Annotated in this window: 15 protein-coding genes; 8 read left to right on the top strand and 7 right to left on the bottom strand. The window is 70.6% G+C overall.

Annotated features, from left to right (window positions below; all coding sequences use genetic code 11):
• A partial coding sequence (locus tag HKK72_RS26980) for a hypothetical protein (RefSeq protein ID WP_222721171.1) occupies positions 1-275 on the bottom strand: 275 nt, incomplete at its 3' end.
• A 169-nt stretch (positions 276-444) separates the two neighbouring features.
• On the opposite strand from HKK72_RS26980, the gene HKK72_RS26985 reads away from it, so the two are divergent.
• On the top strand, positions 445-1,320 hold the full coding sequence (locus HKK72_RS26985; RefSeq protein WP_187237239.1) for an MHYT domain-containing protein: 876 nt from the start codon (positions 445-447) through the stop codon (positions 1,318-1,320).
• A gap of 94 nt (positions 1,321-1,414) precedes the next feature.
• On the opposite strand, the gene HKK72_RS26990 is transcribed toward HKK72_RS26985, so the two are convergent.
• The gene (locus HKK72_RS26990) at positions 1,415-2,632 is read right to left on the bottom strand and encodes a threonine synthase (protein WP_187237240.1); all 1,218 of its coding nucleotides are present in this window, start codon (positions 2,630-2,632) and stop codon (positions 1,415-1,417) included.
• Between the two features lie 192 nt (positions 2,633-2,824).
• Between HKK72_RS26990 and HKK72_RS26995 the strand changes: the two genes are divergently transcribed.
• From HKK72_RS26995 to HKK72_RS27010, 4 genes are all read left to right on the top strand, one after another.
• A complete protein-coding gene (locus tag HKK72_RS26995; protein ID WP_187237241.1) occupies positions 2,825-4,249 on the top strand; it encodes an amidase in 1,425 nt (474 codons plus the stop codon).
• Between the two features lie 130 nt (positions 4,250-4,379).
• Positions 4,380-5,711 (top strand): threonine/serine exporter ThrE family protein, encoded by a 1,332-nt coding sequence (locus tag HKK72_RS27000; protein ID WP_261987237.1) that lies wholly within the window; start codon positions 4,380-4,382, stop codon positions 5,709-5,711.
• Between the two features lie 184 nt (positions 5,712-5,895).
• Positions 5,896-6,768: an alpha/beta hydrolase gene (locus HKK72_RS27005; RefSeq protein ID WP_222721172.1), complete on the top strand. Its 873-nt coding sequence runs from the start codon at positions 5,896-5,898 to the stop codon at positions 6,766-6,768.
• 193 nt (positions 6,769-6,961) lie between these two features.
• A complete protein-coding gene (locus HKK72_RS27010; protein WP_187237243.1) occupies positions 6,962-7,312 on the top strand; it encodes a DoxX family protein in 351 nt (116 codons plus the stop codon).
• A gap of 10 nt (positions 7,313-7,322) precedes the next feature.
• On the opposite strand, the gene HKK72_RS27015 is transcribed toward HKK72_RS27010, so the two are convergent.
• Positions 7,323-8,351: a zinc-dependent alcohol dehydrogenase gene (locus HKK72_RS27015; RefSeq protein ID WP_261987238.1), complete on the bottom strand. Its 1,029-nt coding sequence runs from the start codon at positions 8,349-8,351 to the stop codon at positions 7,323-7,325.
• Positions 8,352-8,495: 144 nt separating this feature from the next.
• Here HKK72_RS27015 and HKK72_RS27020 point away from each other — a divergent pair, with 144 nt between their 5' ends.
• On the top strand, positions 8,496-10,211 hold the full coding sequence (locus tag HKK72_RS27020) for an IlvD/Edd family dehydratase (protein WP_187237244.1): 1,716 nt from the start codon (positions 8,496-8,498) through the stop codon (positions 10,209-10,211).
• 14 nt (positions 10,212-10,225) lie between these two features.
• Here the strand turns inward: HKK72_RS27020 and HKK72_RS27025 are convergent, their stop codons facing one another.
• Positions 10,226-11,593 (bottom strand): multicopper oxidase family protein, encoded by a 1,368-nt coding sequence (locus tag HKK72_RS27025; RefSeq protein WP_222721173.1) that lies wholly within the window; start codon positions 11,591-11,593, stop codon positions 10,226-10,228.
• Positions 11,594-11,903: 310 nt separating this feature from the next.
• Positions 11,904-12,167, bottom strand: a complete 264-nt coding sequence (locus HKK72_RS27030; RefSeq protein WP_187237245.1) for a hypothetical protein — start codon at positions 12,165-12,167, stop codon at positions 11,904-11,906.
• A 97-nt stretch (positions 12,168-12,264) separates the two neighbouring features.
• Here HKK72_RS27030 and HKK72_RS27035 point away from each other — a divergent pair, with 97 nt between their 5' ends.
• Entirely contained in the window at positions 12,265-12,720 is a 456-nt protein-coding gene (locus tag HKK72_RS27035) for a Scr1 family TA system antitoxin-like transcriptional regulator (RefSeq protein ID WP_187237246.1), read from the top strand.
• Positions 12,711-12,905, top strand: a complete 195-nt coding sequence (locus tag HKK72_RS27040; protein WP_187237247.1) for a DUF397 domain-containing protein — start codon at positions 12,711-12,713, stop codon at positions 12,903-12,905. Before HKK72_RS27035 ends, HKK72_RS27040 begins: the two co-directional genes overlap by 10 nt.
• A gap of 7 nt (positions 12,906-12,912) precedes the next feature.
• On the opposite strand, the gene HKK72_RS27045 is transcribed toward HKK72_RS27040, so the two are convergent.
• Both HKK72_RS27045 and HKK72_RS27050 read right to left on the bottom strand, forming a co-directional pair.
• A complete protein-coding gene (locus HKK72_RS27045; RefSeq protein ID WP_187237248.1) occupies positions 12,913-14,328 on the bottom strand; it encodes an ATP-binding protein in 1,416 nt (471 codons plus the stop codon).
• A gap of 101 nt (positions 14,329-14,429) precedes the next feature.
• A partial coding sequence (locus HKK72_RS27050) for an NAD(P)/FAD-dependent oxidoreductase (RefSeq protein WP_187237249.1) occupies positions 14,430-15,193 on the bottom strand: 764 nt, incomplete at its 5' end.

Consider the following 15,193-nt stretch of genomic DNA (forward strand, 5'->3'; position numbering starts at 1 on the left):
TCACTGAGCTGGTCATGGTCTCCGCTCCCCGACCAGGCGCCGATCATCCGCGCCGCCCAGACCGCCTCGTCGACGTCGGGATGCTCGAGCACGGTGGTCGGGTACGCGCCCGAGCGGTCGAAGTCGTTCCGCACACGCCCGGCCGAACCGCGGGCCCTGAGGTCCAGCCACTCCTCGTACCAGGAGAGAAAGCCGTTCGCCGGGTGGTAGATGGGGCCGAAGTGCTCCCGGCCCGCGTCCACCGTGACGAGCCGGCCGCGCCCCCGCCCGGTCACCACCAACAGCGTCGACCATCCCCGGCCTGTTACGCCATACCGCTTTTTGGATCGGCGCGGACATGACGCTGAATTCCCGCTAATTTACCTCGATCAAGAACCTAATAGCCGGTAATGCAAGATGCGTCACCCTATGTTCGCCGTGTGTAACCACTGCAAGGGGATGGTCTTGGTCATTCACCATTTCACCTATGGGCCGGTGACTCCGGCGCTGGCGTACGTGATGTCGTGTACGGGTTCACTTCTCGGGCTGCTCTGTACATCGCGCGCCATCACCTTCTCCGGCAGGTCACGAGCCCGGTGGTTGGCTTTCGGCGCGTTCGCGATCGGCGGCACCGGCGTATGGGGCATGCACTTCATCGCGATGCTCGGGTTCACCGTTGGCGGCGCGACGATCCGGTACGACATACCACTCACCCTGCTCAGCGCGGTGATCTCGGTGGCGGTCGTGGGTATCGGGCTCTTCGTCGTCGACGTGGGAGAGATCAAGCCATATGCGCTGATCATCGGTGGAGCGATCACCGGTGTTGGCGTCGCCGCCATGCATTACACCGGCATGGCGGCGATGCACATGAACACGACGCTCAGATATGACCGCCATACCGTCACCGCTTCCGTTCTGATCGCCATCGCCGCCGCCATCGCCGCGCTGTGGGCGGCATTCCGCGTGCGCGGCAACTGGGCCACGGCCGGCGCGGCGCTCATCATGGGAGTCGCCGTGAGCAGCATGCATTACACCGGAATGGCAGCCCTGTCCGTCCGCGGCGTGGCGAGCGCGGATTCTCTGCCGGGCGCCGAGCCGATGCAGTTCCTGGTGCCGCTCATTGTCGGCATCAGCCTCAGCACGATCTGCTTGGCGATCGCCGTCGGAACGGCTCCCACCGCGCGCGAGATTCAGGCCAGAACGGAACTCCTGGATCGCATCGCCCGACGCCGGGAAGGGCCGTGGAACGGAGCGGCGGGGACCGGAGCGGCGGGGACCGGTGGTCGGCCCGTTCACGGCGACCCGCCCGGATGGCGGCAGCCGCCCGGCCCGCGGCCCTGAACGCCGGATCCGAGCGACCGGATCCGAGCGACCGGCAACGCCGGTCGACCGCCCTGCTGATCGTTCGAAAGCCCGTCCGCCCGAGCGCGTCGGCTCAGACCAGATGGCCGTCGACCGGGAGGACCGGGGCGTCGACCGGGACCGTCTGGGGGTACTTCAGGCCGGCGCCGGTGTTCAGGACGACGACCTGTTCGTCCTCGCCGAGCCAGCCGGACGCGCGAAGTCTGCGGGCCGCCGTGAACGCTGCCGCGCCCTCCGGGCAGACGTAGGCTCCCTCGAGCGCGGCGACCTCACGCAGATCGGCGAGCAGTTCGTCGTCGCTCACACTGATCGCCGTGCCCGAGGTCTCGGCCAGGGCCTCGAGGATGAGGAAGTCCCCGATCGCCTTGGGCACGTTGATGCCGAACGCGACCGTACGGGACTCGGGCCAGTACGTGCTCTCCCGTTCCCCGAGTTCGAAGGCGCGCACGATCGGGGCGCAGCCGTCGGCCTGCACCGCGACCAGCCGGGGCGGCGCACCGGAGATCCAGCCCAGTTCGCGGAGCTCGTTCAGCGCCTTGTGAATGCCGATCAGCCCGACCCCGCCGCCGGTCGGATAGATGATCACGTCGGGGAGCCGCCAGCCGAGCTGCTCGGCGATCTCCAGTCCCATCGTCTTCTTGCCCTCGATGCGATAGGGCTCCTTGAGGGTCGAGGCGTCGAACACCTGGCCGCCCGAGCCGGCCACCAGCTCGCCGACGATCCGCCCCGCGTCGCTGATGAGGCCGTCGACCAGGTGCAGGTCGGCGCCCGCGGCCACGCACTCGCGACGGGTGATCTCCGGGGCGTCCACCGGCATGACGATCGTGGCGGCCAGCCCGGCCCTCGCGCCGTAGGCCGACCAGGCGGCGCCGGCGTTGCCGTTCGTGGGCATCGCCAGCCGCTTGATCCCGAGTTCGGCCGCGCGGGAGACGCCGACGGCGGCGCCGCGCGCCTTGAACGAGCCCGTCGGGATCAGCCCCTCGTCCTTCATCAGCAGCCGGGGCAGCCCGATGCTCTCGCCGTACCGGGCCATCGGCAGGAGGGGGGTCATCCCCTCACCGAGGGTGGTCACCGCCTCCGGGCGGCCCACCGGGAGCAGCTCGTGATACCGCCACAGATCCGGTGAACGGCCCGCGAGGTCGGCCGGCCGCACCGACGAGCGGATCGCCGCCAGGTCGTAGCGGGCGAGCAACGGAGAAGCGCAGACCTCGCACAGGTTCTGCGGCCGGTCCGCGTCGTGGCGCGTCCCGCACCGTCCGCACTCGAGATGGGACAGGTGGCTGAAACTCACCGGCGCTCCCTCAAAGCAGGCAATCCACATCGGAAAAGTACACGACCCCGCCTGGAGCGCCGCGACCGCCCGCTGCGTTGAGTTGCGGCGTGTCGTTGGTCTGCGCTCGGCGACACCAACGACACGCCGCAACTCAACGAAGGTGCTTGACGGGCACAATGGTCATCCGGGACGACCTTCAGGAGGACCCGCTTGTCCACAGAGATCTGCTTCTCGTCGGCTCAGGACCTGGCGCGCCGCCTGCGCGCCCGCGAGATCTCGGCCCGCGAGGTCGTCGAGGCGCACCTGGCACAGATCGAGCGGGTCGATCCCGGGATCAACGCCATCGTCACGCTCGTCGCCGAAAGGGCCCTGGAGCAGGCCCGCGCCGCCGACGAGCGGCTCGCCTCAGGCGCCGAGATCGGGCCGCTGCACGGGCTGCCGGTCGCGCACAAGGACACCCACGACACCGCCGGGATCCGCACAACGTACGGCTCTCCGCTGCTGGCCGACAACGTGCCGGACCGCGATGAACTGATCATCGAGCGGATGCGCGCCGCCGGGGTCATCACACTGGGCAAGACCAACGTGCCCGAGTTCGCGGCGGGCTCGAACACCTTCAACCCGATCTTCGGCGCGACCCGCAACCCCTACGACTGGACCCGGTCCGCGGGCGGGAGCAGCGGCGGCGCGGCCGCCGCGCTCGCCTGCGGCATGCATCCGCTGGCCGACGGCAGCGACATGGGCGGCTCACTGCGCAACCCGGCCTCGTTCTGCAACGTCGTCGGGTTCCGCCCTTCGCCCGGCCGCGTGCCGACCTGGCCGCAGCAGGCCGGATGGTCGGCCATCCCCGTGCAGGGCCCGCTGGCGCGCACCGTCGCCGACGCAGCGCTGCTGCTGTCCGTGCTGGCCGGTCCCGACCCCCGCTCGCCCATCGCACTGGAGGAGCCTGGCGCCTCATTCGGCCGGCCGCTGGAGCGCGACCTCGCCGGGCTGCGCGTGGCATGGTCGGCGGATCTGGACGGCACCGTACCCGTCGATCCGGCCGTGACGCGGACGCTCGAACCCGCCGTCAAGGTGTTCTCCGATCTCGGCTGCGTCGTCGAGCCCGCCTGCCCCGACCTGTCGGGCGCCGAGGAGGTCTTCCGCACCCTGCGCGCGTGGCAGTTCGAAATGACCATGGGCACGCTGCTGGACCGCGAACGCGACCGGATCAAGCCCTCGCTGGCGTGGAACATCGAGGCCGGGCGAGCTCTCACCGGACGCGATCTCGCCGCCGCCGAGACGCTGCACACCGAGCTCTATCACCGGGTGCGCGAGTTCTTCGGACGCTACGACCTGCTGCTGCTCCCGGTCAGTCAGGTCCCCCCGTTCGACGTCGACCTCGAATACCCCACTGAGGTGGCCGGCGAGTCCATGCTGACCTACCTGGACTGGATGCGCTCGGCCTACTTCATCTCCGCGACCGGCTGCCCGGCGCTGTCGGTGCCCGCCGGGTTCACCGCGGACGGGCTGCCGGTGGGCCTGCAGATCGTCGGAGCGCACCGGGCCGACTTCGCCGTCCTGCAGGCAGGGCACGCGTTCGAGCAGGCCACCCGGTACGGCGAGCGCCGGCCGGAGATCGCGGCGGCTCCCTAGCGGTCCGGCCGTCCCGGATGTTGGCCCTGGCGTCGCTCCGGGTAACCTGCGCGGGATATCAGCCGGTAGGGGGTCAGGTACGGGCATGGGGCAGGTTTCCGGGCGACTGCGAAGGACCTGGCGAGTACTGATGGACGGCGCGGCCCCCGCCGAGCCGCCCGAGGAGGAGCCCGGCGAGATCGTCTCCTACCGCGCGATGGATCTCGTACTCCGGGTGGGCGAGCTGCTGCTCGCCAGCGGGGAGCCGACCGAACGGGTCAACGAGGCGATGCTCAGCCTCGGCGTGGCCTATGAACTGCCGCGATGCGAGGTCCAGGTCACGTTCACGAGCATTCTGGTGTCGGTTCATCCGGGCAACGGCGCACACCCGGTCACGGGGGCGCGGGCGATCCGGCGGCGCACCCCGGCCTACTGGCGGCTGGTCGCCCTGCACCGCCTGGTGCACGACGCCTCGATCGGCCTACTGGAACTCGACGACGCCTTGACGCGGGTCAGGGAGATCAAACGGGGCCGGGGGCCGTATCCGGCGTGGCTGCTCGTCGTGTCGCTCGGGCTCATCGCGGCCTCGGCCGGCGTGCTCGTGGGCGGCGGTCCGCTGGTGGCCGGCACCGCCTTCATCGCCACGGTGCTGGCCGACCGCGCCGCGGCGGCCCTGGCGCGGCGCGGCATCGCGGAGTTCTTCCAGCTCGCGCTGGCCGCCGCCATCGGCGCGTCGGCCGCTGCCGTGGTGATCGCGGCGGGCGCCCCGACCCGCGCGTCGACCATCGTCACCGGTGCGATCGTGGCCCTGCTGCCCGGACGGCCGCTCGTCGCCAGCATCCAGGACGGCATCACCGGCGATCTGGTGAGCGCGGCGGCCCGGCTGCTGGAGGTGTTCTTCATCGTCGCGGCGATCGTCGCCGGGCTCGGCGTGTCGGTCTACACGGCGGTGCGCCTGGGGGTCGCGATCGATGTGAACGACCTGCCCACCACGCCGCTGACACTGCGGCCGGTGGCGATCATCGCCGCGGCCGTCGTGTCATTGACGTTCGCGATCTCCCTTGCCGTCCCCCGCGACGTGCTGGCACCGGCCGCCGTGGCGGGTGCGCTGATCTGGGTCCTCTATGTGCTGACCCTCCGCCACGACATGCCGCCGGTGCTGGCCTCGGCGATCGCCGCGATTTTGGTCGGTCTGCTGGGCAACCTGCTCGCCCGGCGCCGCCGAGCGTCGGCTCTGCCCTACGTGGTGCCGGCCATCGCGCCGCTTCTGCCGGGCACGCTGCTCTACCGAGGCATGATCGAGCTCAACACCGGCGCCGCCCAGGCGGGCGTGCTGAGTCTGATCGCGGCGATGTCCGTGGCACTCGCCCTCGGCGCCGGCGTCAACCTCGGCGGCGAGCTCGTGCGCGCCTTCCAGCGCGTCGGCCACGGCGGATCGGGCCGCGGCGCCCGCCCGGCCGCTCGCCGCACCCGCGGCTACTGACCGAGCGCCAGCCACCGGCGCGGCCGCTGCGTTGAGTTGCGGCGTGTCGTTGGTGCGCGCTCGGCGACACCGACGACACGCCGCAAGTCAACGAGGCTCGGCGGTGAACGGCGGGGCGGCTTGGCTCGTCGTAGTCCTCGGGTGGCCGATCGTGGGCCTCGGGTGGCTGAATCGTGGAGGTTCGTTGATCAAGAGGCGTGGGTTTCTTGTCGCCGGCGGGCTGGGGGTTCTCGCGGCGACGGGGTCGGGTGTGGGGCTGGTCGAGGCGCAGGTGCTTCCGGGGAAGGTCCCGCTCGACCGCGCGCTGGGCCGATGCGGGGACACCCCGCCGATGCCTGCGGAGCACGCCGACGTACGAGAGGAGACGTTCCGGTCGCAGGCCCGCGGCCGGGACGTCCGCATGGTCGTCGCGACCCCGCCGGGCGCGGCAGCATGGCTTCCCGTGGTGATCGCTCTGCACGGCTGGGGCGGTGACGCGCGCAGCGTCCTCGGCCAGGCGCTCGACCGCTACCTGGCGCAGGCCGCCGCACGCGGCGTCCCGCCGTTCGCCCTCGTCGGGATCGATGGGGGGAGCGCCTACTGGCATCCGCGCGCCTCCGGTGACGACCCCCAGCGGATGATCACTGACGAGGTGCTGCCGCGCCTGCGGCGACGGGGACTGCGCACCGAACGGATCGGCGTGCTGGGGTGGTCGATGGGCGGGTACGGCGCACTGCTCCTCGGCCAGGCCCTCGGCCCGTCCCGCGTGGGCGCGATCGTCGCGTCGTCGCCGGCCGTCTTCTCGTCCTACGACGACGCACGGGCGACGAACGCCCGAGCCTTCGACGACGCCGGCGATTTCACCCGGCACGACGTGCGAAAGGCCCTCGGCCGCCTGCGGTCCATCCCGGCCTGGGTCGACTGCGGACGCAGCGATCCCTTCACCGAGGCGGCGAAACGCATCCGCGCCGGGCTCGACGCTCCGGCCGGCGGGCTGTTCGGCGGATGCCACGACGGCGCGTACTGGCGCCGACGTGCCCCGGCCCAGCTGGCATTTCTCGGCCGCAACCTCGCATGAGCCCCGGGCCACGAGCGAGGTCGAGTCTCTTTTAACACTCCGATCGTCCGCTGAGCTAGATCGTTGATATGCTCAATAATCTGCTAGCCTGAATGTGCTGCGATCAGGCCGGTCCACAGCGTCGGCGGGTCGCGGCGTCGTGCGCGGCACCGTGCCCCCACGGTCGCGGCCACGCTTTCGGATCGGAGTTTCGGTGTTCATCGCATACGCCGTCATCGCCGTGCTCCTCGCGGCCTTACTCGCCATGTCGGCCCGAGCGAAGCTCACCAAAGAAGAGAAGGTCACCAAGACGATCACGGGCCTCGGCGTGCCGCTCGGCTGGTTCCCGTTCCTCGCCGCCTGTGAGCTGGCCGGCGCCGTGGGGCTCGTCATCGGGCTCTGGTTCGCGCCGCTCGGGATCGCGGCGGCCGTCGGGGTCGTCCTCTACTTCGTCGGCGCCGTCGGCGCCCATCTCCGCGCCGGGGACATGAAGGGCGCCCCCACTCCCCTGGTCGTCCTGATCCTCAGCGTGGCGGCGCTGGTGTTGCGGATCACCTCGAGCTGACCCGCGACGGTCAACGCCGCGGGTCCACGTGGATCTTCGGGCCCGGGCCGGCCTCCGGCGGTCGCCGGCCGGCGAGGACGTCGCCCGCCTCGGCCAGGCCGACGGTGGCGGCGACCAGCGGTTCGGGATCGACCAGCCCGGAGGCATAGTGGTCGATGGCGCCCGCCAGTCCCGGTGAGCCGCTGAGGATCCCCACGGCGGTGACGTCCTTGAGCACGAGCGTCCTAGTGTCGATCGTGCTGGGCCGGGCCGAAAGCCCGATGTAGACCACCCGGCGGCCGGGCTCGACCAGGTCGAGCGCGGCCGCCGGCACGCTCTGCCCGTTGGTGGCGTCGATCACCGCGTCGTACGGCCCGTCCGGCAGATCCTCGATCGTCCAGGCCCGCTCCACGCCGAGTGCGCGCGCGTCCTCCACGGACTCCGGCGACGGGCCGACCACGTGCACCTCCACACCGTGCGCGGCGGCGAACGCGGCGGCGAGCAGGCCGATGGTGCCCGGCCCCCAGACGACCGCGCGCATCCCCGGCTCCAGGGCAGCGGCCTCGACGGCGCGCAGCGCGTTGCCGCCGGGCTCGACCAGCGCACCGGCGACCACGCCGATGGTGTCGGGCAGCACGTACAGGGCGGTGGCCGGCACCGGCAGCCGTTCCGCGAGCGCACCGGGCCAGCCGCCCCGGATGCCGATCTCATACCGTCGCTCGCACACGTGCTGACGCCTGGCCCGGCAGCGATGGCAGTGCCCGCAGCCGAGCATGGTGTCGCCCGTGACGCGCCGCCCGAGCCACGACGCGCCCACCCCGGCCCCGACCTCCGAGACGACGCCGCACCACTCATGGCCGAGGCGCATCGGATAGGCGGCATGGCCGTCGCGCAGATAGCTCATGTCGCCGGTGAAGAACTCGACGTCGGTGCCGCACACGCCGACGCGCTCCACCTCGACGACGACGTGACCGGGATCGGCGACCGGCACCGCGACCCGCTCCACGCCGCCGCGGCCGGGGCCCTGGAGCACGAACGCCCTCATCAGCTCCTGGCGCATGACCTGCTCACCGCATGCTCCTCACGCACCGGCAGCACCGGCAGGCGAACCGGAGACGTCTTCTCCGAGCGGCGGGTTCGGGCTACTGTCGGCCATGTTCGTGATCGTAGAGGCGTTTCGGGAACGGGAAGAAGCTCTGATCGTGTGACCGAGCTCCGCAGTGCGCAGTGGTACGCCGGCAACGACCGCAACTCCTACATCCACCGGGCGTGGATGCGACGCGGCCTGCCCGGATCCGCCCTCGACGGACGCCCGCAGATCGCGATCGCCAACACCGCCTCCGACCTCACGCCGTGCAACTCCCACCTCAACGAGGTGGCCACGAGTGTCAAGAACGGCATCTGGGAGGCGGGCGGCACACCGCTCAACCTGCCGGTCCTCTCCCTCGGCGAGACCCAGGTGCGCCCGACGGCCATGCTGTGGCGCAACCTCGCCGCGATGGCGACCGAGGAGATGCTGCGGGCCAATCCGATCGACGGCGTCGTGCTGCTCGGCGGATGCGACAAGACCATCCCCTCACTGCTCATGGCGGCCGCATCGGTGGACCTGCCCGCCGTCGTCGTGCCCGGCGGTCCCATGCTCACCGGGCACTTCCGCGGCACCCCGCTCGGCTGCGGCACGGACGTGTGGCGGCTCAGCGAGGAGGTACGCGCCGGCACCCTGCCCCCGGAGGCCTTCCTCGAGTCGGAATCCTCCATGATCCGCAGTCGAGGGCACTGCAACACCATGGGCACCGCCTCGACGATGGCCTGTGTCGCCGAGGCGCTCGGCATCACCCTGCCCGGCATCGCGGGTACGCCGGCACCTGACAGCCGCCTGCTCGAGCAGGCCCACGGCACCGGCCGGCTGGCCGTGGAACTGGTCGAGCGAGGCCGCCGCCCCAGCGAGGTGCTGACCCGCGCCTCGTTCCTCAACGCCATCGTGGCGCTGGCCGCCATCGGCGGCTCGACCAACGCCGTGATCCATCTGCTGGCGATCGCCGGCCGGCTCGGGGTGGACCTCAGCCTGGACGACTTCGACCGCACCGGCAGCGGCGTACCGCTGCTGGTGGACCTGCAGCCGTCCGGGCGGCACCTGATGGACGACCTGTACCGGGCCGGCGGCCTGCTCGCCGTGCTGAACGAGGTGCGCGACCTGCTCGACCCGGGCGCCATCACCGTCACCGGCAGCCCTCTGGTGGACCATCTCGACGGCGCCCGGATCTGGGACGAGACGGTCATCCGCCCCCGGGGCGCTCCACTGCGGCCGGACGCCGGCATCGCCGTGCTGCGCGGCAACCTCGCCCCCGACGGCGCCGTCATCAAGCCCGCCGCCGCCTCACCCGAACTGCTGCGGCACCGTGGCCGGGCCGTGGTCTTCGACAGCGTCGAGGACCTGCACGCCCGCCTCGACTCCCCCGACCTGGACGTGGACGAGACCTGTGTGCTCGTCCTGCGCGGCTGCGGGCCGAAGGGCTACCCCGGCATGCCCGAGGTCGGCAACATGCCCCTGCCCGCAAAGATCCTGGCCAAAGGCGTACGGGACATGGTCCGGATCAGCGACGCCCGCATGAGCGGCACCGCCTACGGCACCGTCGTGCTGCACACCGCCCCCGAGGCCGCGGCGGGCGGGCCGCTGGGTCTGGTCCGCACCGGCGACATGATCGTCCTGGACGTCCCCGGACGCCGTCTGGACGTCGAGGTCCCCGCCGACGAGCTCGGCCGCCGAAGCGACGCCGAGGCGTCCAAGGCGGCCTACGCCGCGCCCGCCAGCGGCTGGGAACGCCTGTACGTCGATCACGTGCAACAGGCCGACCATGGCGCCGACCTGGACTTCCTCGTCGGCTCCCGGGGCGACCAGGTCACCCGCGAGTCGCACTGACGCGCGCCCAGCGGTCACTTCACGATCTGTAGGACCGCCATCATCCCCATGTCCTCATGGCTCCGCATGGCGCAGTGGAACACCGTCTTGCCCGGATGGCCGGCGAAGCGCAGCCGGATGACGACATGTCCCCGCTCCGGGAGGTTCACCGTGTCCTGCCAGCTGTGCGCGACGTGCGGCCGGCCGTTGACGCTCATCACCTGGAACCCGTTGGTGTGCACGTGGAAGGCCTGCTGCGCGTCGGTGGGGTTGCGTACGGTCCACTCCTCCACCGTGCCCAGCCGCGACCGGATGTCGACCCGCTTCGGGTTGAAGTACCGGCCCATGGCGAAGAACGGGTTCGCGGACTTGTCGCGCGAGAACACCAGCGTGTGGTGTGCCGCGATCGGCACCCGGCTCAGGTCCCGCATCGACGCGAACGTCACCGGAAGGGCCGCGCACTGTACGGGTATGCCGGCCGACACCGCGGTGGCCAGGACGCCCTGCGGGAACCGGGCGGCGTCCGGCCCGGCGTTGTACGGCAAGGTCTCGAGCTCGGTACGGCCCGGCCGGCCGCCTTCAACCAGTACGTCGTAGCGCGCGCCCGCCGGGATCAGCAGCGAGTCGGCGGACCAGATCCGCTCGACCGGATGGGCGTCCTGAGCGATCACCTGGAAGCGCTGGCCTCGAAGGCGCAGCCGGTAGTAGTTCCCGGAGCTGATGTTGGCCAGCCGCCACAACTGGGTCTCACCCGGGCGGAGCCGGATGATCGGGTTGATCTGGCCGTTCACCGCGCTGCCGATCGATGGGCCGCCGCGGACGCCATGGCCGCGGGCCGCGCCGGCCTGCCCCCGGACGTCCTTCAGCGCGATGACGTGCTCGGTGATCTTGCGCAGACCCGGTGGGAGGTGCCGGCGCAGCCCGTCGATGACGATGATGCCCGACATGCCGTCCATGACCTCGCTCGCCAGCGCAGGCTGGGCGTACGAGTGATACCAGTACGTGCCCGGGGAGAGCGTACGCGGGAACCGGAAGACGTGGTGGAAGGTCTCGCCCGGCTGAATGTGCAGGAAGACGTCTTCGGGGCGGCGCACCGGCACGGCCTGCAGGCCGTGCACGTGGAGGTTGGTCAGCGGACGGACGTTGTTGACCATCGTGAAGTCCATCCGGTCGCCCGGCTGCAGACGTAGTGTCGGCGGCATGTAGTAGCCGTTGTAGGTGAGCGCCCACAGCGTGCGGCCGGCCAGCCGGATCTGCCTTCGCTCCACCACGATCCGCACCCGCAGGACGCCGTCGCCGCTCACGTACTGCGGCGGATCACGCAGCGGCGCCCCCTTGGGCACCTCTGCGGCCTTGCGCACGAGTGGGGTCTCGCCGACGTCGCAGCCTGCGATGACGGCCACGGCGAGCATCGCAGCGACCGCGAAGCAGGATGCCAAAGACCAAGATCGCACGACAGCCCCCGATCGAAGCGTTATCTCTGGGCGGCTAACCCCTCCCCGACATCGCTACCCAAAGTAGGCAACTGACAACCGTAAGTGAAGATTACTCGACCTGCCGCACGGATCCACGAGACGCCTCGCCCGTCAGAACCCGAAGGCCCGGCAGCCGATCCATGCGGCGGAATGGATGCGACATTCCCGTATTTTTTCGTCATATCTTCAACCTCGCCCAGATAATCTTCCGCCGGTCTCGACGCGCTCAGAGCCGTGTTCATCGCTCAGCTTCGCCACGAGATAGAGCCCCCGTCCGGATTCTTCGTACCAGCCGGGCGGCGTTTCCCCGGCCCATCGCCGGCAGGGTTTCTCCGGAGTCCCAGACGCCAACGGAAATGGCGCCCTTCTCACGCGCGAGCACCAGCAGCACGACCTTTCCGGGGGTGGCGGCGACGGCGTTCGTCACGAGCTCCGAGACGATCACCCGCGCGTTCTCGACCAGTGGGCGCAGACCCCAGCTCATCAGCGCGACCTCGGACATACTCGGAGTCGCCCTCACCGCTACAGAGCGTTCAACCGGCGAGGAATCCCTTCATCCGGTTGCCGTGGGCGGCTATCGGTTGCCAAGAGGAGCGAGAATGGCCAGGCCCCCCAGTGACCTCAATCCGGGAGCGTCCCCGCGGGCGCTGTTCGGCTCGGAACTGCGCAGATATCGCGAACTCGCCGAACTGTCCCAGGACCAGCTCGGCTCAAAGATCAATTACAGCGGGTCGTTCATCGGCCGGGAGGTCGGCAGTCCCGAAGTGATGCGCGAACGGCTCGAACACCTCGTCGCCTCGGTATCCGATCGCGTGAGCATTCAGATCGTCCCGTCCCGCCAACATCGCGGGATCTCCGGGTCATTCGTGCTCGCTACTCTTGCCGACAGGTCCGAGGTAGCTTATGTGGAGACGGCGACGCTCGGGATGACCATGGGTGAGCCGAAGACCCTCACGACCTTGAATGAGTCGTTCGACAGAATCCGCTCCCAGGCGCTGCCCGTGGACATGTCGATGGAGCTCATCACCAGAACGGCGGAACGGAAATGGACCTGACAGGCGCCGAGTGGCGCAAGTCGCGCCACAGCACTGACAACGGTGGCGACTGCGTCGAGGTCGCAGCGCTGGCCGGGCTCATCGCGGTCAGAGACAGCAAGAACCCGCAGGCAGGGCACCTTTCCTTCAGCCGTGCGGCCTTTGATGGCCTCGTGACCCGGATCAAGGCCGGGCGACTGGGGTAATCCGGTTCTATTCGATCGGGAGGTACACCCGGAACCGGGTGTCGCCGGGTGCCGACTCCACCCGGATGTCCCCGTGGTGCCGCACCACGATGCGGTGGGAGATGTCCAGCCCGAGACCGGTGCCCTCGCCGACCGGCTTGGTGGTGAAGAACGGCTCGAAGATGCGCGGCCGGATCTGCGCCGGGATGCCGGGCCCGGTGTCGGCCACCTCGACGAAGAGCCGGTCGTCGACCCGGCCGGTGCGTACGGTCAGGGTCCCGGAGCCGCCCATCGCGCTGAGCGCGTTGTCGATGAGGTTGGTCCACACCTGGTTGAGCTCCGCGGGGTAGGCCGGGATGCGCGGGAGGCTCTTGTCGTACTCCTTGACCAATTTCACGCCTGCGGGGAACTTGCCGTGCAGCATCACCAGCGTGGCGTGGAGCAGCTCGTGCACGTCGACGGTCTGGTGCGGGGACCGGTCGAGGCTGGAGTACTGCTTGGCCGCGCCGACGAGCCCGGAGATACGGGTCACCGCGTCGTCGATCTCGCCCATCAGAAGTTCGGTGTCGATCGCGTAGGTGAGCCACCGCACCGCGCTGTCGAGGTTCTCGGCGCCGATGGCTCCGGCGATCCGCTCCAGCCACTGCGCGTCGAGACCGCCGGCGACCAGCGTGGGCGCCAGATCCCAGCCGCCCGCGACATCGTGCTCGTCGAGCCAGTCCCCGAGCTCGTCCTCGGCGTCCGAGGCCTCCAGCGCCGACAGCTCGGGCGCCGAGGCGGCGTGCTTGACCGCAGCCTCCTGCAGCTCGACGAGCTCGTGCAGCCGCCGGCCGTCCAGCCGGGCATCAGCGATCATGGCCAGCTTGTGCCGCATGCCCGCGACCCGTTCGCGCAGCACGGCGGTCGCCCGCACCGCCGCGGCGGCCGGGTTGTTCAGCTCGTGGGTGAGCCCGGCCGACAAGGCGCCGAGCGCGACCAGCCGTTCCCGCTCCCCGACGATCGTCTGGTTGTCGCGCATGCCGAAGAACAGTCCCTCCAGCAGGTGCATCGCCATCGGCGACCATTCGCGTATCGAGTCGGCGAAGGTCTCGGCGGGCAGCACGAAGAGCTCGGCGTCGGTGATCGCGCGCAGGCTGTTGAGATAGACCTGATCGACCTGGTCGCCGAGGTAGGCCTGGGTCGCGCCGCCGTACACCCCGCGCTGCTCGGTGCGGCTGGTCTCGACCTCCTCGCCGTGCACGCGCCGCGAGATCGCGACCGTGCCGCTCAGCACCACGTAGAAGCAGGTGGCCGGATCGCCCTCGGCGTACACCAGATCGCCCGCGAGCCGGTTCTCCACCCTGCCCTGCTCCGCGAGCCGCTCCAACTGGTCGCCGTCGAGGGACTCGAACAGGAACAGCGTGTGCAGTTCCTCCGGGGTCAGCCGCTCACGCTCACTGCTCATCTCGCCGCCTCATTCCGCCTCGTGCTCCACTACCCGTGGCCATCGCCGCACGCCGCCCACGCCGCACCGACTCGCCCCGCTCAATGCGACGCCTCGCATGTTCACTGTGCCGCCAGATAGCGGTGGACGAGCGCGACCGCCATCGCGCCCTCCCCCACCGCGGACGCGACCCGCTTGAGCGACTCCGACCGTACGTCACCCGCTGCGAACACGCCGGGCACGCTGCTCTCCAGGTAGTAGGGATCGCGCCGCAGCGTCCACCCTGCGGGCCGTTCGCCCCCGGTGATCAGGTCGGGCCCGGTCAGCACGAAGCCGCGCTCGTCCCGGCTGACCACCTTCTCGAGCCAGTCCGTACGGGGCTGTGCGCCGATGAAGATGAACAACCAGGAGGTCTCGACGGTGCGCGTCGCGTCCGAGCGGGGGTCCCGCAGCACGAGCCGTTCCAGCCGCCCGCCGCCCTCGGCGCCGGCCACCTCGACGTGCGGGTGCACCTCGATGTTGCCGATCCGCTCGATCTGCTCGATCAGATACTGCGACATCGACCGGCGCAGGTCGCCGCCACGGATGAGGATGTGCACGCGGGAGGCGTAGCGGGCGAAGTGCACGGCCGCCTGACCGGCAGAGTTCGCGCCGCCCACGATGTAGACCTCCTCGCCGGAGCAGCTGGGGGCCTCGGTCGACGCCGAACCGTAGAACACGCCGCTGCCGGTGAGCTCCGCCAGGCCGGGCGCCTCCAGCATGCGGTAGGACACGCCGGTGGCGAGCACGACGGCATGGGTGGCGAGGCAGGTGCCGTCGCCGAAGCGCAGCAGCCGGGTCGACCCGGCGGGCTCCATCCCGACGACCTCGCGGGTGGTGAGCAGTT

This window comes from Actinomadura sp. HBU206391 (assembly GCF_014323665.1).
In the GTDB taxonomy this organism is placed as follows: domain Bacteria; phylum Actinomycetota; class Actinomycetes; order Streptosporangiales; family Streptosporangiaceae; genus Actinomadura_C.